Genomic DNA, 17,772 nt, shown 5'->3' with positions numbered 1-17,772 from the left:
CAAGCTCGCCGTCTCCCGCCGCGGAGCGGCCGCCGCCCGTCTGCGCGAGCACGCCGTAGCCGGCGCCCGCGACTGAACCGGTTCTCGGGGATCGCCCTCGTCAGAACCCCTCTTCCCACTCGCGGGAGAGGGGTTCTCCATCTGACCGGGTGCTTTTGTGTGTACGGTGGCGGTGTTCTGGCGCTGGCCGCGAAACACTGGCCTTTCTTGCGCATCCTCCGTAGTATGTGGCGTGAACAGGACGCTCCGAACCGCGCGGCGGGTGCGCGGTTCCCGGGAACGCTCGAACATCGGATGGTTGTTCGTTCCTCCCTTCATCCCTCCAGATCAGCGGCGCCGAATGTCCCTCCTCCGTCCGTTCCGGACACCGTTTCTCCGCCCCGCACCAGGAAGACATTCGGCGCGCATCGCCGGCTTGCTGGCCATGCTCCTGGCGCTCGCCGGGTGCGATCTCCGCGATCCGGTAACGACACCCGTTGCGGCGCCGGCCACCGCGGGTCCCGCACGAAACGCCGAGCCCGTGCTGCTGGGCAGCTACAACACGCCGACGCGGATCTCCTCGTGGGCCGGAGCGCTGGACTCGCATCTGGAGCCGGCCGAAACCACGCTGCGCATTCCGCCCAACTCGTACGCGCTGGTGCGAATCGGCGGGCGCTTGGAGTTGAATACGAACCCCTGGCTTTATGGCGGCGGAACCCCCTTCGGCACCTACACCGCCGTGCAATCGATGAGCTGGACGGCGGGCCGGACCCGGGTCTGGATTCGCGAGGACGGCCAGGTGCAGCCGCCAGCGGGTGGCACCGAGATCGTCATGCAGCCTGACGCGAATGGCGAGGACATGGTGGCGATGGTCCGCACCTCGGACCGGGGCGCGACGCTGTGGGCCGGGCGGGTAGCCGTGCCCGTCGCGGAAATGTTCTACGGGTGGTGCCTGCCGCGACCGTACTGCACCTACGACGAGAGCAAAAAAGAGCCGGACGGCCAGCGGCTGTACGTGGAAAAGTACCACGTCGCCCAGTCGCACACCGTCACCGCGACGGAGTACCCGGAACCGCTGCAGATCAAGGCCCCCGCCGCCGTCGCGCCGGGGCAGCCGGTGACGGTCGAGGTGCGTGGGGCGGATGGACTGCGGCTGCGCTACCCGCGCCTGGACACGGCCGACGTGGGCTGGATGTGGTTCCCCGGCGACACCGCGGCTGTGCCGAACCCGGGCTGGCCCGAGGGTCCGTTCGACTGCTCCACCCCGGTGTGCACGTTCACCCCGCGCGAGGGCGGGCGCATGCTGGTGTGGACGTGGGTGGAGGGGACATACGTGGAGGCGTGGAGCGACGTCATCCGCGTCGGGAACGTTGACACGTGCGGACCCGGAGCCGCGGTGAGCGGTATGGGAATGCGAGGAGCCGCGCTCAACGTATCAGCGCCGTGTGCACCAGACGCTCACGTCAGGCTGCGTTGCGCCGGAGACGACGGGACGCCTTCGGTTCTGCGGGGAGGGAGCATCCGATGCACCGTCAGCAAGGAGCCTGCTGACGCTGCGGGTGAGATCAAGGTGGAGAGCTGGCGGTTCCGCGGGACCAACTCCCGCGGCGAGGCGTTCGTTTATCCGGACACCTCCATTGGCGACTTCGAGGTTGATCCGCTTCCCGAATGGGGCGGGAAGCTGGCGATCAGCGGCACCGTGGAGGTGCGTGCGAGCGTTGGAGAGGGACCGGTGGAAACGAAAACAGCGGATGTGACCGTCCGGCCGCGTGACTGGTCTACTCTGCCACTACCCGCGGATCCGATCAGGAAGCTGAGCCTCGCCGAGTACAACTCAGCCAATCAGGATGCTCTTGTGAACGCCTACCCTGACTCGGCTCCAGATCTCGGACGGTCAACGCATAGGTTTACCGCACCCCCGCCATCAGAGACATTCGAGTACATCAACGATGGTGGGCCGAACAACAGGCTGGCGTACCCGGAAACGATACCAATTGTGATCGAGCAGGGGGTGATGGTTCACCCACAGATGGAAGTAGAGGGTGAGTTCTGGCGCCACCAAACCGGTGGCCAGTGGTGCTCGCGCTTCAGGTGGCCCACATTCCATCGCCAGATCCTTGAACACGAAGGGGCGGATTTCGCGGGCGCTCCGCCGCTGAACCCCCGCTCTCACATCGCCGTCTATCGGCGAGAACTCCAGGCCACTGTGCCCCAGATATTGGAAGGCGTTGTGTTGCCAGATAGCAACGCCAGCCAGATTCTGGAGTTTGTGGTCGCGCGGGCCCGCCCGCACCATCTGAAAGCTGCCACTACCGCGGGCAAGCCGGTTGACCTCGCCTTCCCTGTGCCGTTTGATTGCACTTTCAACTTCAGGAGATAGCCATGCGAGTTCTGCTTGCCGTTGTCATGTTCCTCTGTGGCGCATTCGACCCGCCTGCTGTCGCGGGGCAATCCGAATCGTCGGACGTACACGTGCGGAACGACTGCCGGTTAGCTGGGCAGGTTCTTCGTACGGGTTACCCGGCCCCGCGTTGGGACTGGGCCGTCAGCTACATCCGGCGCTGTGAGCGGAGCGGTCCCGAAGCGCTCGTGTACGCGTGGACGGCTCGCGCGCCTCGGGATCGTGAGGCGCTGGGCCAACTGGCGTCCGCGATGCGCCGTTTTCCCGATCCTCTTGTGCTGAGTGCGCTGCATACGACAGCTGAAGATGAAGCAGCGCGCACAGATGCGCGAATCCTCGCAATTGCCATGTCAGTCAGCTTCGTTGACCAGGAGGCGAGGTATAATCTGCGCGACTTGTACAATCCTCCGCCTGATCGGATACCAGGGCCGGTTGCCCTATCGCATGCGCCGGAGTTGCCGACCGTCATTGAGGTGGAAGGTGAACGGCGGACAATGATCTCGAGGCTACGCAGAATCCGCGAGCGCACGGCTGATCCGCTGGTCCGAAACGCGGCGCATCGATACCTGATGCTGCTTGAGATCTGACGAGCCTACAGCCCTCGGTGCTTGGCGTATCCTGCTCTCGCCCGAAGAGGATAACTGCTTGCCACACGCGCAATCCCGTGCCGCCTTGAGCATCGTGCTATTCGGGGTAAGGAGTCGAAGATGCGGATCCTCATGCGCGCAGCCGCGATCGGATGGGCTCTCGTCACACCCGCCGCTCTCGCGGGACAATCGGCAGCTTCAGACGTGCACGTGCGGAACGACTGCCGGTTAGCTGGGCAGGTTCTTCGTACCGGCCACCCGGCTCCGCGTTGGGACTGGGCGGTTGGCTACATCCGGCGCTGCGAGCGAAGCGGTCCGGAAACTCTCGTGCTCGCGTGGACCGATCACGCGCCGCGTGATCGTGACGCTTTGATCCGCCTTGCCTACTCTCTGCGGTTCTTTCCAACGGATTGCGTGTTGAGCACAGTGCACGCAACAGCTGAGAACGAAACGGCGGCCACGGACGCGCGGGTGCTCGCGATTGACATGTCAGTTGGCTTTGTGGAACCGGAAACAACGATTGGTGATCTGTTCACCATTTCCTCTGATCGTAGCCCGGGGTTGATCTCAGTGTCGCATGCCCCCAAGCTGCCGACCGTAGCCGATGTGCAGGGTGAACGGCGGAGAATGATCGCGATGCTGCGTAGAATCCGCGAGCGGACGGCCGACCCGCTGGTCCGGAACGCGGCGCATCGATACCTGGTGCTACTCGAGAACTGAGGGGTCGCTGAATCTGCTTGGGGCGCCCGTGTTCCTGGCCGTCGTAGGACGATCGTCCAGAACCCCTCTTCCCACTCGAGGGAGAGGGGTTCTCGTCGTGTGGAGCACGCGCCCGTGTGGCCGCGCGTCGGAGAGAACGCATCTGCTACGCCACTCGGTTACAGCGGGCAGCGCGCGCCTGATTCCGCTCCACGGAGACGCCGCCGCATCAACCTCCGCCGTCATCCGTTCAGGAGCAGAATGAGGCCACCTGGAACCGGAGGAACTAGATCTTTTGATCCATGCCCCGCCCGCCGCGAACCGTTCCGCGGCGGGCGGTTTGGCGTCCGGAAGGCATGGGCGGCCCGTCCAGATCGCGCGGACGATCCGGATCGGCGGGGCGGCGGGTTCCGGGCCTTCCGGCTTATTGGACCGGCGGCGGCGCGCATGCACACTGTGGGTCGCAACGCGCCGCCCCTCCCGCCGCCCCTTCGTGACCTGGTGTCCACCCGCGTTCTTCTGGTCGCCGTACCGCCCCTGCTGGGCGACATCGTCCGCGACGCGCTGGCGGCCGAGCCGGGCGTGACGGTGGTGAACGGCGGCTCCGCGGGGGAGCTGGAGGACGACGTGGCCGCGGCCCGCGCCGACGTGCTGCTGGCCGAGGACGCCGGCACCGAACTCCCCGACCGCTACCTGCGCCTGATGTACCGCCAACCCCGCCTGCGCCTGCTGCTGGTGAGCCCCGACGGCCGCAACGCCGCGCTCTGGCGCATGGAGCCGCGGCGGCGCGCGCTGCGCGAGGTGTCGCCCCGCGCGCTGGTGGACGCGGTGCGCGCCGCGGCGGAGTAGCCCATGGCGGCGTTCGACTGCATCGCGGCCACGGGGCGCAGCCTGGAGCGGCTGCTGACGGCGGCCTTCGCTGAGGCCAATCCGCTCCCGGCGCCCGCCGACCCGCCGCACGCGGTGCTCATCCGCACCGAAGACCTGGCGGCCGTGGGCGACGCGTCGGCCATCATCACTCCGCCCGTGCTGACGCTGCTGCTGTACCGGGTGGACTTCAACAAGACCACGCGCGCGGGGTGGTCGGCCGTGGGGAGCGTGGACGGGCGGTCGTACCTGCCGCTGGACCTGCACTTTCTGCTGACGCCCTGGGCCACCAACGCCGAGTACGAGCTGCGCATTCTGGGGCGCGCGCTGCAGGCGCTGGAGTCGCACCCCTCGCTTTCCGGGCCGCTGCTGGCGGGAGGGGGATGGGCCGCGGGAGACAGCGTGCAGGTGCTGATGGAAGAGGTTTCCACCGAGGCGGTGATGCGCACCTTCGATTCGCTTCCGCACGACTACAAGCTCAGCGTGCCCTATGTAGCCCGCGTGGTTCGGCTGGACAGCCTGGCCGCCGTGCCGCAGCCCGAGGTGGTGACCGTGACGGCGGGGCTCGCCCCGTCCCCCGCGCCGTGAACGGCACGCCCGACGGGCGGTGGAGCCGGCTCACCCAGCACCTGGCGCTGGGGCTGGAGCCGGTGGACGCGCCGCGCCGCGCCCGCATTGCCCACGCGCTGGAGGTGGCGTTCGACGGGGCGCCGCTCGCGCCGCCGCGGTCGCGGAGAGATCCGTCGCTCCCCGCCTGGACGCCGCAGGACGTGCGGGAGCGGGTGGCGCGGACGGACAGCTGCCGCCACGTGCTGCGCTGGCGCGCCTCGCTGGGCCCCGCGGTGGACCTGCGCATTCTGGACCTGAGCCGCCGCTTCGTGCCGCGCCGCCTGTCCATCGCCCTCCCCGCCGCGCCGGTGATGGGGCGCATCTGCCGGCCGGCGCTGCTCCCCGGCGCCGCGTACGACGTGCCCGCGGGGTCGGTGGGGGTGCGCGGGCGGGTGACGCTGGGCGCGGACGGGCCGCCCGTGCGCTGGGTGCGCGCCGTGGCGCGGCGGCCGGGCGGGGGCGCGGTGGTGGGGTGCGCGCACGGCGACGACCGCGGCGAGTTCCTGCTCCTGCTGGACGCCGGCGCGGCGGCCGGGGCGGACCTGATCCTCCCCATCGCCGTGGAAGTGACGGTGTTCGGCCCGGACCCTCCGTCCACCGAGGCGGACCCCGCGGACCCGTACGCGGACCTGCCGCTGGAGGCCACGGCGCTTCCCGCGGACCCCGGCGAGCTGCTGCGGCCGGGCGCGGACGCGGTGCTGGACGGCACGGAGCTGCCCGGCGGATACGGGCCGCTGGCGGGGCCGGTGGATGTGGAGTGCGGCCTGGACGGCCTGGTGAGTGTGGAGTTCGTCCTTTCCTGAAGCGCCCCACAGCGGCGCGCGCGTGAGCCAAGGAGCGACACGATGCCCGAATACCTGGCCCCAGGGGTCTACGTTGAAGAGGTGAGCTTCCGCTCGAAGAGCATCGAGGGGGTGCCCACCAGCACGACCGGAATGGCGGGGATGACGCGCTACGGCCCCGTGCAGTACACGGGCGGCCCGGGCACCAGCGAGCCGCGCCTGATCACCTCGTTCACCGAGTTCGAGCGGGTGTACGGCGGGCTGGAACCGCTGGAGCTGAGCGACGAGCCGGGGCGGGTGAACTACACGGCCCACGCCGCCCGCGCCTTTTTTCTGAACGGCGGCAAGCGGCTGTACGTGTCGCGCGTGTTCGGCGGCGACGCGGCGGCGGCGGTGGCCGGGGTGGACATCTTTACGGCGGGAACGACGACGGCGCGCTGGGAGGCGCGCTGGCCGGGGACGTTCGGCAACGTGCGCGTGGACGTGGGGGTGCAGCGCAGCCGCAACGTGGCGTTCCTGGACCCCGTAAACGGCACCCAGGCCAAGCGGGTGCGGCACGGCGCCGTGGTGGAGATCTTTGATCCGCTTCCGGCGGATCCCAGGGACCTTCCCGGACCCACCGAGCCGCTTTCCCCCACCGCCACGCTGGCGGCGGTGAGCATCGACGCCAACGGAGTGCAGACGTTCATCGACAGCACCGGGTCGCCGGTGGTGGTGGGCGGCGCAAACGTGGGGATCTTCCTCATCGAGGCGAGCGTGGCGGTGCGCGTGGACCTGGAGCGCATCGACTTCTACAGCGAACTCGCCTTCTACCCCGGGCAGAAGCGCTACCTCGGCCGCATTCTGGAGCGCGAGGACCCGGCGGACGAGAACGCGGTGGTCTGCCTGGCCTGGGAGCCGCAGGCGGGGAGCGACACCGAGGAGCTGTCGCTGGCGGTGCAGCTTGCCGCCAACCTCGCGGGCGGGCGGCTGCAGGGCGGGGCGGACGGCGCCCTGATCGCTGACGTCGAGCTGGCCGGCAGCCCGGCGGACCCGGACATCTCGTCCATCAAGGCCACGGGGCTGGAGGCGCTGGAAGAGATCGACGACATCGCCATCGTCGCCGCGCCGGATACGTCGACCATGGCGGACCCGGTGGTGGCCGCGCGCACGCTGGTGGACCACGCCAGCAAGCCGCAGAACTACCGCATCGCCGTGGTGGACGGCCCGCCCGAGGCGTCGATGAACCAGATCCGCGACTTCCGCGGCCAGTTCGACAGCACCTACGCGGCCCTGTACCACCCGTGGGTGGAGATCCTGGACCCGCTGGAGCGCGCCGCCCAGGGCGCCCCGCCGCGCAAGCTGCTGCTTCCGCCCTCCGGCTTCGTGACGGGCATCTACGCGCGCAACGACATCGAGCGCGGCGTGCACAAGGCGCCGGCCAACGAGATCGTGCGCGGCCTCACCCGGTTCGAAATCAACATCAACAAGCCGCGGCAGGACGTGCTGAACCCGGAGGGAATCAACGCGCTGCGCTTCTTTGAGGGGCGCGGCAACCGCGTGTGGGGCGCGCGGACCACGAGCAGCGACCCCGAGTGGAAGTACGTGAACGTGCGCCGGCTGTTCATCTACCTGGAGCACTCCATCGAAAAGGCCACGCAGTGGGCGGTGTTCGAGCCCAACGGGCCGCGGCTGTGGGCCAACATCCGCCGCGCGGTGGAGGACTTTCTCCTGGTGCAGTGGCGCGACGGGGCGCTGCTGGGCAACAAGCCGGAGGAGGCGTACTTCGTCCGCTGCGACCGCACCACCATGACCCAGAACGACCTGGACAACGGGCGGCTGATCTGCCTGATCGGCGTGGCCCCGGTAAAGCCGGCGGAGTTCGTGATCTTCCGCATCGGCCAGTGGACGGGCGACGCCGTCCTGAACCCGACGAGCTGACGAGGGACAGATGCCCACTTTCCGCGAAAACCCCTACAGCGCCTTCAACTTCATCGTGGCGCTGGGGGGACGGCAGGGCGACGGCTCCGAGGGCGCCATCATTGGCGGCTTCAGCGACGTGAGCGGCCTGGGGACGGACGTGAACTACAGCGAGTATCGCAACGGAAACGAAAAATTCAACACCGTCCGCAAGATCCCCAACACGCACAAGGTGGACGACGTGACGCTCAAGCGGGGCGTCGTGGGGTCCGACGACCTGTGGAAGTGGCTGCGCGGGGTGCGCGACGGCACCGCCGAGCCGCGCAATGTCACCATCACGCTGCTGGACGAGGCGCGCAACAGCGTGGCCACGTGGACGCTCCGCAAGGCGCAGCCCAAGAAGTGGGCCGGCCCCACGCTGGCGGCCAAGGGCGGCGGCGAGGTGGCGATGGAGGAGCTGCACCTGGTGCATGAGGGGTTGGAGTACGAGTAGGGGCGTAGGGAGTAGGGAATAGGGAATAGGGAATAGGGAATAGGGAATAGGGAATAGGGAATAGGGAATAGGGGGGCTCTGCTCCCGGATCTCTGTGCGGTGATGGATCGCGGTCTTTGACGAAGGGACGGAGATGCCGGGGGTGGCGTCTCCTTCTGCGGGGCTTTGTGCCTCGGTTGGAGCCGGTTTTCTCGGATTGCGCTGCCCAGGCCACGGACTGCCGATGCCCATGCGGGAGAGATTGCTGCTCGGTGCGCCCGGGGTCTACCCGGTGGCGGACGACCCGGTGCGGGCGCTCACCGGGGTGCGCATGGACGTGGCCGCCTTCGTGGGGGTCGCGCCCCGCGGCCCCGCGCGGCTCCCCGCGTTCCAGGCGCCGTGGGCCGTCCCTCCCCGCGGACCCGCGAACCCGATGGCACCCCTCCGCTCGGTGGCGGTGCCGGTGGAAAGCTGGAGCGCGTACCGCCGCCTGTTCGGCGCCTTCGAAGGGCCCGGGCTGCTTCCCTACGCGGTGGCCGCGTTCTTTGAGCAGGGCGGGCGGCGCGCGTACGTGGTGCGCGTGGTTCACGACTACTCGGCGGATGATCCGGCGGCGGATGATCCGGCGGCGGATGGATACGGCACGGCGCAGGGCACGCTGGCCGGCGTCACGCGGGCGGGGTCGGGATCGGCGGTGGTGCTGCGGGCGCGCAACGAGGGGAGCTGGGGAAACCGGCTGCGCGCCACGCTGAGCCTTCACACGCGCCCCCTCTTCTTTGACGCGGCGCTCAGTACCGCGGCGGAACTGGTGCTGCCGCCGGACGCGCCCATCCCCGCGGGAACGCTGCTGCGGCTCTGGCGGGACGATGGAACGGCGGAGCTGCGCTTCGTGGGCGGCGTGCGCGACGCGTGGAGGGCCGATTCGCCCGTGGTGGAGCGGCGCGCGGAGCTGGACCTGCCCGCCTCGGCCGTCCCCTCCCGCGCGGAGATCGTGGAGGCGTCCGTCGCCGTGACGGACCTGGCGGAGGACGGGATCAACCGCGGCGAGCTGCACGAGGGAATGGGGCTCTCCGCCCGTCATCCACGCTGGATGGCCGCCGTGCTGTACCGCGACTCCGCCCTCGTCCATCCGCACGAGGATTGGATCGGCGACGACCTGGAGCTGGACGATCCCCTGCTGCGCCCCATCCCCCACCCCGCGGGGCAGCAGTTCACCTGCGGGCGCGACCGGTATCCTCACATCGTCCCCGAAGACTTCTTTGACGAGTGGGTTCCGGGGGACGAGGAGCCGCGCGGCGGAGTGCACGCGCTGGTGGAGACCGACGACGTTTCCATCCTCTGCGTCCCCGACCTGTTCTCGCCGTGGCCGCTGGCGAGCGCCGAAAGCGCCGAGGACGTGGTGTCGCTGGCCGGGCCGGAGTTCGCGCCCTGCGTGGAGCTGGACCCGCCGCCCGCGGTGGAGGTGCCGGAGCTGATCTGCGCGGACGGGCAGCCCGCGCTGCCGGACGGCTCGGCGGGCGCGCTGGACGGGCTGGCGCTGGACCCCGTGGCGGACGTGGCGTTGATCGCCGGGCTGCAGGGGCGGCTGGTGGAACTGGCGGAGACGCTGCGGCAGTGGGTGGTGCTGCTGGACGTGCCCCCCGGCCTTACGCAGCGGCAGGCGCTGGACTGGCGCGCGCGCTTCGGCTCCGCGTGGGCGGCGGCGTACCACCCGTGGCTGCGCGTCGCCCGCCCGGACGACGCCCGCGAACCGTTGGTGGCCGTTCCTCCCTCCGCATTCGCGGCGGGGATCGTGGCGCGGCGCGAGATCGCCTTCGGGGTGCCGCACGGGCCGGCAAACGAGATCGTCGTCGGCGCGGTGTCGGTGCTGGACCGGGTGAGCCCGCGCCGCCACGACGAGCTGCACGGGGCCGCCATCAACGTCTACCTGGCCGAGCGCGACGGCATCCGGCTGACGGCCGCGCGCACGCTCTCCCGCGATCCGCAGTGGCGGCAGCTTTCCATCCGCAGGCTGATGACGCTGCTGGGGCGCACGCTGCTGCAGCAGATGCAGTGGACGGTGTTCGAGCCCAACAGCGCCCGGCTGCGGGACGAGCTGAGGCGGATGCTGGAGGCGTACCTGGGCCAGCTGTTTCGCGCCAACGCCTTTCGCGGGCGCACGCCGGACGAATCGTTCTTTGTGCGGTGCGACGCGGGGCTCAACACGCCGCGGGTGGTGGACGAGGGCAAGCTGCTCTGCCACGTGGGCGTGGCCCCGGCCGAGCCGCTGGAGTTCATCGTCCTCAAGCTGTCGCGCCAGGGCGACGGCACCCTGCTGATGGAGGAGTGAGATGGCGCTGGAGGCCGACCGCCGACTGGCGGGGAACTACAACTTCGTCGTCTCCCTGCGCCGCAGCGCCTCGGGCGAGAGCGGCGCGGCGTCGCCCCCCACGCCCAACGAGGGCGACGGCTTTCCGGGCGACGGCGGCTTTCAGGAGTGCAGCGGGCTGGACCTGGAGATGGACGTTCAGGAGATCAACGAGGGCGGCCGCAACGACGGCGTCATCCGCCGCTTCGGGCGCGGCAAGTTCAGCAACCTGGTGCTCAAGCGCGGGATGTTCTACGGCGCGGACTACCAGGTGAATACCGCGGTGTGGGGATGGCTGCAGGGGATTCTGGAAGGCAAGCGCCCCTTTCCCCGCTACGACGGCACGGTGCAGCTGCTTTCCGCCGACCACTCCACCCCGCTGGCCACGTGGACCTTCATCCGCGGCGTCCCCGCCAAGGTCACCGGGCCGCAGCTGAACGCCAAGACGGGCGACGTGGCGATCGAGGAGCTGCACATCGCGCATGAGGGGTTGAAGCTGGGGATGTAGGGCGGGGAACGGCAGTACGAAAGTACGAGAGTACGAGCGTACGAGAGTACGAAAGTGGGCGGGGGGCGGGAACTGGCCGCGGTCGGGCGGCGATGCACCGGGATTCAGCGTATGGCGCTCGAAAAAGCCAAGCTCTTCAAGCTGGCCAACCAGGCCGAACCCGAGGTGGTGGAGCAGACGATCGCGGTGCAGTTCAACCCCGCCTCGCTCAAGCTCACCCTCAGCAACTCCACCGAGGGCGGCCAGCAGCAGGGGCGCCAGCAGCGGCAGTTCACCGGCAACTCGTCCACCGAACTGGCCTTTGACCTGGAGTTCGACACCGCCGACGAGGTGGACGAAAGCGGCAACGCCGTGGACGTGCGGGTCAAGACGGCGCTCATCGAGCAGTTCGTGCTGGCGCAGGGCACGCCCGAAAAGCGCCAGAGCCCGCCGCGCGTGCGCTTCGAATGGGGCAAGCTCTCCATCGCCGGCGTGATCACGCAGCTGTCCATCGATTTTGACCTGTTCGCCGAGAACGGGTTTCCGCTGCACGCCAAGATGAGCGTCAGCATCAAGGAGCAGAACGCCCAGTACGAGATCCGCACCCGCGGCAAGGGCGAGGGGCAGGCCCCCGAGCCCGGGGACAGCGGCGCCGGCCCGGGCAGCAGCAACCGCCAGGAAAAGGACCGCACCGGGGTGGCCCTGGCCGGCGAAAGCCTGGCGGAGTTCGGCGTGCGGATGGGGCTGGACGCGGGCGCGTGGCGCGGCCTGGCCGGCGGGTTGGAAGCCGGCCTCTCCCTCTCCGCGGGGATGGAGATCGACTTCAGCTCGTCGCTCTCGCTCGGCGCGGGGATCGGCGTGAGCGCCGGGTTCCAGGCGGACGTGGGCGTGTCGCTGGAAGCCTCGCTGGGGCTGGAAGCGTCGGCTTCCCTCTCCGCCGGGGTGTCGGCGGGGGCGGGCGCATCCGCTTCGGCCGGGTTCGCGCTCAGCGCGGCCGGCGGGGTGGGCGCGGCGGTGGAGACGGTGCAGATCGCCCGCGCGCAGGCCGCGGCGGACGCCTCCATCCGCTCCTTCGGCGCCTCCGGCGTGGCGACGGCGCGCGCGGCGGTGGGGACGGGCGGCGTGGCGGCGCTGGCCTCGGGCGCGGTGGTGGGCGCGTCCGCGGCGGCGGCCGCTTCGTCCGCCGCATCGCTCCAGGCGCGCGGGGCGGCGGGGGCGGTGGTGCAGTCCATCACCAGCGCGGCCCCGGCGGATCGGTCGTCCGCGCTGCCGCGGGCCTACGCGCCGCCCCGGGTGGACGCGCGCGCAGTCAGCTTCGGCTACGGCGTGCCGCTGCGGGCGCGGGTGAGCGGCGCGGCAGACACGCGCTCCGGCGTGGTGGCGCTGCGCCCGTACGCCAGCGCCCGCGACGTCCCCGTCACCCGCGACCCCACCACCCCCGCGTGGGAGCAGCTTCCCGCCGCGCGCGCGGGTGGGCCGTCCACCGGTGCCACGCCAGTTCGTGGCCGTCCGGCCGCATCGTCTCCCGCGTCGGCGGCGGGCGGGGCGGCACCGTCCAAGGCGGCGCCGCGGCGGCGGACGGGGTGCGGCTGCGGGTGCGGGCCCGGAAAGGCGGGGCGATGACCATCCGCATCGACACGCTGCAGACTGAGGTGAGCGCCGAGGCGCCGCAGGGCGGGCCGCAGCACGCCGCGCAGTCCACCGAGTGGCAGGAGGCGGAAAAGGTGTCGGCCGCACGCGCGCGGCAGCTTCGCGACAGCCTGCGCACGCACGCCGCGGGCTCGGATGACTGACGAACTGCTGTTTTCCGCCGAGCCGGTCTTCAGCGTCGACGGCGGCGTTCGCGGCGAGCTGGGGCGCGACATTCTGCGGCTGGAGGTGGAGGAAACCACGGCGGGGCTCAAGACGCTCACCGCGCGCGTGGCCGGCACCCCCGCCCACCCCGACACGCCCGAGGTGCCGGAGCTGTACCTGGACGGCAGCGTGGTGGACTTCGGGCGCAAGCTGGAGGTGTCGCTGGGCCGCAGCGGCGCCGCGCGGACGGTCTTTCGCGGATGGGTGAGCGCGCTGGAGGCGGTGTGGACGCAGGCGCGCGAGCCGCAGGTGGTGATCTTTGCCGAGGACCGGGCGATGGACCTGCGGATGACGCGCCGCATGCGCACCTACGAGAACGTGACCGACGCCGACATCGCCCGCGCCATCGCGGCGGAGCACGGGCTGACGCCCAACGTGAACGCCGACGGGCCCACGTACGACGTGGTGCAGCAGTGGAACCAGAGCGACCTCGCCTTTCTTCGCGACCGCGCGCTGCTGATCCAGGCGGAGGTGTGGGTGGATGACACCACGCTGTACTTCCAGAGCCGATCCAGCCGCACGGGGACGGAGATCACCCTGGCGCACGGCAACCACCTGCTGGACGTGCAGCTTCGCGCCGACCTGGCGCACCAGCGCACCGCGCTCAAGGTGAGCGGCTACGACGCCCGCGAGCGCGACGTCATTGAAGAAGAAGCGGACGGAAGCGCGGTGCAGGCCGAGGTGACGGGCGGGCTTACGGGGCCGCAGGTGCTGCAGCGCGCGTTCGGCGCGCGGGTGAGCCACCGCGTGCGCGACGTTCCGCTGACGGACGGGGAGGCGCGCGACTGGGCACGTGCGGAGATGCTGCGGCGGGCGCGCGGCTTCGTGACCGCGGTGGGCACCACGGACGGCACGCCGGACATGGTGGTGGGCTCGCGGCTCACGCTGGAGCGGGTGGGCGGGCCCTTCAACGGCGGCCCCTACTACGTCACCCGGGTGCTGCACACCTACGACCGGCAGAGCGGCTTTCGCACCCGGTTCGAGGCGGAGCGCGCCACGGTGAACGGGGGGACGGCGTGAGCGCCGGGCCGCGGGCGGACGGGCCGGGACGGGCGTTCGGCCTGTACCCCGCCATCGTCACCGACGTGGTGGACCCGCAGCGGCTGGGACGCATTGAGGTGAGCCTGCCGTACCTGGGCGCGGACGGAAGCGAGGTGCGCGCCTGGGCCACCCTGCTGACGCCGTACGCGGACGACGACCAGGGCTTCCTCGCCCTCCCCGCCGTCGATACGCAGGTGATCGTGGGCTTCGAGGCCGGCGACCCGCGCCGCCCCTACATCGTGGGCAGCTGCTGGAACGGGCGGGAGGCGCTCCCGGAGACGCCCGCATCGCCCAACAACAAGCGGCTGATCAAGAGCCGCGCGGGGAGCCTGCTGGAGTTCGACGACACGGATGGCGCGGCGAAGGTCACCGTGTCGATGAAGAGCGGGCACAAGCTGGTGCTGGACGACGGCGCGCAGCAGGTGACGCTGAGCCACGCCAACGGCTGCACGGTGACGATGGATGCGTCGGGGAACGTAAAGATCACGGCGAACATGAACGTGGACGTGACCGCGAGCGTGCTGAACGTGCACGCCCCGGTGGCCAACTTCGACGGCGTGGTGAACTGCACCACCATGAACGCCACCGTGGGCGTGGTCTCCCCGTCCTACACCCCCGGCATCGGCAACGTCTGGTGACGACGACGGCACCGGACCCCGAGGCCTTGGCACTGGGCACTGAGCACTGAGCACTCGCTGTTTCTTTCGCACTCACGCACCCAGCACTCACGCACTCACGCACTCATCCCGCCCCCCCATGCCCTGCGAAGCGCACCCCTGGAAGCTGATCGCGCCCTGGTGGCACTGGCCCCGTCTGAACGAGGCCGGCCGCGACGTGCGCGCCACCCGGCCGGCGCTGCAGAAGTACGACAGCTCCGATCCGGTGAGCGTGTTGATCCAAGACCCGCAGAAGTCGCTCGCCTTCGGGCCGGAGGACGTGGTGTTCCGCACCGAGTCCGATCCGGCGCCGACAGTCGGGGGCAAGCGGACGCGCTTCAACGACTACGTGCTGGTGCCCACCACCACGCGCAAGCTGTTTCTGCCGCTGCACAAGCGCTTCTACCTGGTCGTGTGCGAACTGCACTGCGACGCGCCCGGGCTTCCCGCCGTGTCGCGCGACCAGGTGTGCGAGGCGGGCTTCGTCATCCGCCGCCGCCGCCTGGCGTTCCGCACGGAAGACGCGCCCGCGGCGGAGGAACTGGTGCGCCGCGCGGGGTCGCTCGCCACGCAGATCGCCCGCATCGACCGGGGGACGGCCAAGCGGGTGCTGAGCAAGCGGCACCGGGTGACGCGCGGCGGCGTGTTCGGCAACGCGGCGGGCGCGGTGACGGCCGCCCGCTCGCGGCTGCATCAGGCGCTGGACGCCAGCGCGGCGGAAAAGCGCGCGGAGCTGGAGGCCGAGCTGGCCGAGGTGCGCACGCAGCTGCGCGCCTGGCAGGTGAAAAGCGGCGCGCACGCCTTCAGCGAGGGATGGGTGCCTTCCGACGCCAGGAACGTGGGCGCATGGCAGTTCACGGACGAAACGCCGGACGAAGTGACGGAAACGGTTTATCCGCTCTACCCGCTGGTCCCCGATCCGCGCAACGCGACACACGATGCCGCCGGGCGCACGCTGTACTTCGGCATGCTCCCCATGGGCGGGCGGGAAACGGAGGCGGACGGCACCGCGCGCTTTGACGAGCAGCAGCGGCTGGTGATCCGCTGCTTCGTGCGGCGCCACCGCTGCGAGTGCCCGCGCACCGGGGAGCGCAACGACTGCGGCGGCGAGGTGGTGTGGAGCCAGGCCACGGAAATCTTTCAGATGGCGGCGCCGTTCGACCCCGTGGGCACGGGCAACCAGCCGGTGACCATCCCCATGCCGGACCTGCGCGCCCTGGCCGCCGCCGCGCAGGGCGGAATGCGGCTCCCCGTCGCCTTCAGCCAGCCGGACGGCTCGTCGCTCAACTTCAGCGTGGACGGCGACGGCGAGCCGGTGCAGACGCAGCCGGGCGGATTTCAGATCTGCCACTTCAGCCTGCCGCTCATCACCATCGTCGCCTACTTCGTCCTCAACCTGTTCCTCCCCATCGTCGTCTTCGTCTTTCAGCTCTGGTTCCTGCTCGGCCTCAAGTTCTGCATTCCGCCCAGCATCTCGTTCGGCGCGGGGGCCAGCCTGCACGCCGGGCTGGAGGGCGAGCTGGGGGCGGAAATCGCCGCGGCGGTGGACATCGACCTGGAAGCGGACATCGGCATTCTGGGCGCGGCGGACCTGAACCTGGCCTTCAACGCCGACGCCGGGCTGGTGGACGAAAGCGACCTGGAGAACCCGCAGCTGGAGGCCGGGGCCGCGGACTACCTGGGCACCCGCGTGGCCGCCGCCTACTCGCCCGGCGCCGTGCGCTCCCTGCAGGTGGCGGCCACGGCGGACCGCTCCGCGGAACTGGATGGGCTGGACGCCGTCGTGTACACGGAGCGGGTGCAGTACGCGGAGGTGGCCGCGTGAGCCGGGCGGCGGCGCGGCTGGGGCGGGGGTGGAGCTTTCCCCCCGCGCCGCGCGAAGGGGCCATGATCTACGAGGAAGGGCCGGAGAAGGTGCGGCAGGCGCTGTGGATTCTGCTGGATACGGAGCCGGGCGAGCGCATCATGCGCCCGGCGTACGGCTGCGGGCTGCGGCAGTGGCTCATGCAGCCCAACACCCCCGCCGTGCGCGGCCGCATGGAGCGCGCGGTGGCGGAAGCGGTGGCCCGCTGGGAGCCGCGGGTGAGCGTGACCGGCGTGACCGCCACGGAGGGCGACGACCCCGCGCTGGTGCTCATTCACCTGGGCTACGTGCACGTGCGCGACGGGCGGCCGGACAATCTGGTGTACCCGTTTTCCCTGGAGTGAGGGCGCATGCCGCTCCCGACGCCGATTCTGGACGACCGCTCCTGGCAGCAGCTCCGCGACGAGCTGGTGCGCCGCATTCCGGTCTACACCCCGGAGTGGACGGACCACAATCCGGGCGACCCCGGAATCACCCTGCTGGAGCTGTTCGCCTTTCTGGGCGAAAACCTCCTGTTCCGCTTCAACCAGGTGCCCGAGGCCACGCGCCTGGAGTTCCTGCGGCTGCTGCAGGTGCCCATGCGCGCCGCGCGGCCGTCGCGCGCCCTGGTGGCGCTCACCCTTTCGCAGGCCACGGAGGTGCTGGTTCCCATCGGCACGGAGGCGCGGGCGGGGAGCGTGGCGTTCGAGACGCAGGACGAGGTGCGCGCCTGGCCGCTGGCCATGCGCGCCATCGCCAAATCCGCCGCGCCGGAGCCGGAGAGCGGCGAGGCGCAGGTGTACGCGCAGGCCGCCATCACCGCGCGCGGGCTGCAGCAGGGGGAGCAGGCCGCCTTCTACGTGGCCGAGGCGCTGGGTGAGGACCCCGCGGCTCCGGGCTTCGCGTCCGTGGACTTCGGTGCCACGGTGGATGGCATTCTGTGGATCGCCGTCCTGGCCACGGACGACACGGCGGTGGAGCGCATGGGCGGCGGCGTGCTGAACCTGGGCTTCATCCCTGATCCCGTCGTTCTGACGATGGACGAGGTGGACCCCTGCCCCGGCGAGGGGGACGGGGAGGGGACGGACGAGGTGGTGTGGGAGGTGTCCACCGCGGTGGTGGATGACGATTTGGCCGTGTACCGCGCCTTGTCCGTGGTGGGCGACACCACGCGCGGCCTGTCGCGGCAGGGCGTGGTGCGGCTGCGGCTTCCCGCGGACCCGCCGCTCGCCATCGGCCAGGAGGTTCC

Annotated in this window: 16 protein-coding genes and 1 pseudogene; all 17 read left to right on the top strand. The window is 70.6% G+C overall.

Going from position 1 to position 17,772, the window contains the following annotated elements; all coding sequences use genetic code 11:
• Positions 1-424: 424 nt before the first annotated feature.
• A complete protein-coding gene (locus tag VF665_RS05740; protein WP_331052459.1) occupies positions 425-2,359 on the top strand; it encodes a hypothetical protein in 1,935 nt (644 codons plus the stop codon).
• A 2-nt stretch (positions 2,360-2,361) separates the two neighbouring features.
• Positions 2,362-2,967, top strand: a complete 606-nt coding sequence (locus VF665_RS05735; RefSeq protein WP_331052458.1) for a hypothetical protein — start codon at positions 2,362-2,364, stop codon at positions 2,965-2,967.
• Positions 2,968-3,294: 327 nt separating this feature from the next.
• Entirely contained in the window at positions 3,295-3,687 is a 393-nt protein-coding gene (locus tag VF665_RS05730; protein ID WP_331052457.1) for a hypothetical protein, read from the top strand.
• Positions 3,688-4,113: 426 nt separating this feature from the next.
• On the top strand, positions 4,114-4,515 hold the full coding sequence (locus VF665_RS05725) for a hypothetical protein (protein ID WP_331052456.1): 402 nt from the start codon (positions 4,114-4,116) through the stop codon (positions 4,513-4,515).
• 3 nt (positions 4,516-4,518) lie between these two features.
• Positions 4,519-5,121 (top strand): DUF4255 domain-containing protein, encoded by a 603-nt coding sequence (locus VF665_RS05720; protein WP_331052455.1) that lies wholly within the window; start codon positions 4,519-4,521, stop codon positions 5,119-5,121.
• Positions 5,118-5,945 (top strand): hypothetical protein, encoded by an 828-nt coding sequence (locus VF665_RS05715; protein ID WP_331052454.1) that lies wholly within the window; start codon positions 5,118-5,120, stop codon positions 5,943-5,945. Before VF665_RS05720 ends, VF665_RS05715 begins: the two co-directional genes overlap by 4 nt.
• 42 nt (positions 5,946-5,987) lie before the next feature.
• Positions 5,988-7,844: a phage tail sheath family protein gene (locus tag VF665_RS05710; protein ID WP_331052453.1), complete on the top strand. Its 1,857-nt coding sequence runs from the start codon at positions 5,988-5,990 to the stop codon at positions 7,842-7,844.
• A 10-nt stretch (positions 7,845-7,854) separates the two neighbouring features.
• Positions 7,855-8,316: a phage tail protein gene (locus VF665_RS05705; RefSeq protein ID WP_331052452.1), complete on the top strand. Its 462-nt coding sequence runs from the start codon at positions 7,855-7,857 to the stop codon at positions 8,314-8,316.
• Positions 8,317-8,545: 229 nt separating this feature from the next.
• The gene (locus VF665_RS05700) at positions 8,546-10,624 is read left to right on the top strand and encodes a phage tail sheath family protein (protein WP_331052451.1); all 2,079 of its coding nucleotides are present in this window, start codon (positions 8,546-8,548) and stop codon (positions 10,622-10,624) included.
• 1 nt (position 10,625) lies between these two features.
• Positions 10,626-11,150 carry a phage tail protein gene (locus VF665_RS05695; RefSeq protein WP_331052450.1) on the top strand — a complete coding sequence of 175 codons (525 nt, stop codon included), beginning with the start codon at positions 10,626-10,628 and terminating at the stop codon, positions 11,148-11,150.
• Positions 11,151-11,261: 111 nt separating this feature from the next.
• Positions 11,262-12,752, top strand: coding sequence for a hypothetical protein (locus VF665_RS05690; protein WP_331052449.1), 1,491 nt, complete (start codon positions 11,262-11,264; stop codon positions 12,750-12,752).
• Entirely contained in the window at positions 12,749-12,922 is a 174-nt protein-coding gene (locus VF665_RS05685; RefSeq protein WP_331052448.1) for a hypothetical protein, read from the top strand. The genes VF665_RS05690 and VF665_RS05685 overlap by 4 nt, the downstream gene beginning before the upstream one ends.
• Complete coding sequence (locus VF665_RS05680; protein WP_331052447.1) at positions 12,915-14,003, top strand: phage late control D family protein; 1,089 nt, start codon at positions 12,915-12,917, stop codon at positions 14,001-14,003. Before VF665_RS05685 ends, VF665_RS05680 begins: the two co-directional genes overlap by 8 nt.
• Positions 14,000-14,662: a phage baseplate assembly protein V gene (locus tag VF665_RS05675; RefSeq protein ID WP_331052446.1), complete on the top strand. Its 663-nt coding sequence runs from the start codon at positions 14,000-14,002 to the stop codon at positions 14,660-14,662. Before VF665_RS05680 ends, VF665_RS05675 begins: the two co-directional genes overlap by 4 nt.
• 118 nt (positions 14,663-14,780) lie before the next feature.
• Entirely contained in the window at positions 14,781-16,505 is a 1,725-nt protein-coding gene (locus VF665_RS05670) for a hypothetical protein (RefSeq protein ID WP_331052445.1), read from the top strand.
• Complete coding sequence (locus VF665_RS05665) at positions 16,502-16,888, top strand: GPW/gp25 family protein (RefSeq protein ID WP_331052444.1); 387 nt, start codon at positions 16,502-16,504, stop codon at positions 16,886-16,888. The genes VF665_RS05670 and VF665_RS05665 overlap by 4 nt, the downstream gene beginning before the upstream one ends.
• Positions 16,889-16,894: 6 nt before the next feature.
• Positions 16,895-17,772: pseudogene (locus tag VF665_RS05660) on the top strand (putative baseplate assembly protein); the annotation flags it as partial.

Origin of the sequence: Longimicrobium sp. (assembly GCF_036387355.1) — a bacterium.
In the GTDB taxonomy this organism is placed as follows: Bacteria; Gemmatimonadota; Gemmatimonadetes; order Longimicrobiales; family Longimicrobiaceae; genus Longimicrobium.
Note: the sequence above shows the minus strand (reverse complement) of the source record. Positions and strands in the feature narration are given on the sequence as shown.

What these genes read in the sequence shown, in the direction of transcription:
- VF665_RS05740 (WP_331052459.1), top strand. Translation starts at nt 425, where the DNA reads ATGCTCCTGGCGCTCGCCGGGTGCGATCTCCGCGATCCGGTAACGACA.
- VF665_RS05735 (WP_331052458.1), top strand. Translation starts at nt 2,362, where the DNA reads ATGCGAGTTCTGCTTGCCGTTGTCATGTTCCTCTGTGGCGCATTCGAC.
- VF665_RS05725 (WP_331052456.1), top strand. Translation starts at nt 4,114, where the DNA reads ATGCACACTGTGGGTCGCAACGCGCCGCCCCTCCCGCCGCCCCTTCGT.
- VF665_RS05720 (WP_331052455.1), top strand. Translation starts at nt 4,519, where the DNA reads ATGGCGGCGTTCGACTGCATCGCGGCCACGGGGCGCAGCCTGGAGCGG.
- VF665_RS05710 (WP_331052453.1), top strand. Translation starts at nt 5,988, where the DNA reads ATGCCCGAATACCTGGCCCCAGGGGTCTACGTTGAAGAGGTGAGCTTC.
- VF665_RS05705 (WP_331052452.1), top strand. Translation starts at nt 7,855, where the DNA reads ATGCCCACTTTCCGCGAAAACCCCTACAGCGCCTTCAACTTCATCGTG.
- VF665_RS05700 (WP_331052451.1), top strand. Translation starts at nt 8,546, where the DNA reads ATGCGGGAGAGATTGCTGCTCGGTGCGCCCGGGGTCTACCCGGTGGCG.
- VF665_RS05695 (WP_331052450.1), top strand. Translation starts at nt 10,626, where the DNA reads ATGGCGCTGGAGGCCGACCGCCGACTGGCGGGGAACTACAACTTCGTC.
- VF665_RS05690 (WP_331052449.1), top strand. Translation starts at nt 11,262, where the DNA reads ATGGCGCTCGAAAAAGCCAAGCTCTTCAAGCTGGCCAACCAGGCCGAA.
- VF665_RS05685 (WP_331052448.1), top strand. Translation starts at nt 12,749, where the DNA reads ATGACCATCCGCATCGACACGCTGCAGACTGAGGTGAGCGCCGAGGCG.
- VF665_RS05680 (WP_331052447.1), top strand. Translation starts at nt 12,915, where the DNA reads ATGACTGACGAACTGCTGTTTTCCGCCGAGCCGGTCTTCAGCGTCGAC.
- VF665_RS05670 (WP_331052445.1), top strand. Translation starts at nt 14,781, where the DNA reads ATGCCCTGCGAAGCGCACCCCTGGAAGCTGATCGCGCCCTGGTGGCAC.